Raw genomic sequence first — 427 nt, 5'->3', positions numbered from 1 at the left:
TTCGGGTGGGCACTCTAGATAGACTGCCGGTGACAAACCGGAGGAAGGTGGGGATGACGTCAAATCATCATGCCCCTTATGACCTGGGCTACACACGTACTACAATGGCCGGTACAACGGGCTGCGAAATCGCGAGATGGAGCCAATCCCAACAAAGCCGGTCTCAGTTCGGATTGCAGGCTGCAACTCGCCTGCATGAAGTCGGAATTGCTAGTAATCGCGGATCAGCATGCCGCGGTGAATACGTTCCCGGGTCTTGTACACACCGCCCGTCACACCACGAGAGTTTATAACACCCGAAGTCGGTGGGGTAACCGCAAGGAGCCAGCCGCCGAAGGTGGGATAGATGATTGGGGTGAAGTCGTAACAAGGTAGCCGTATCGGAAGGTGCGGCTGGATCACCTCCTTTCTATGGAGAATCGTTTCC

1 rRNA gene is annotated in these 427 nt (G+C 55.5%); it reads left to right on the top strand.

The features are described 5' to 3' along the window. A 16S ribosomal RNA gene (locus tag C161_RS19240) occupies positions 1–409 on the top strand; the annotation flags it as partial. Positions 410–427 lie beyond the last annotated feature (18 nt).

Origin of the sequence: Paenibacillus sp. FSL R5-192, assembly GCF_000517845.1 — a bacterium.
GTDB lineage: Bacteria > Bacillota > Bacilli > Paenibacillales > Paenibacillaceae > Paenibacillus > Paenibacillus amylolyticus.
Note: the sequence above shows the minus strand (reverse complement) of the source record. Positions and strands in the feature narration are given on the sequence as shown.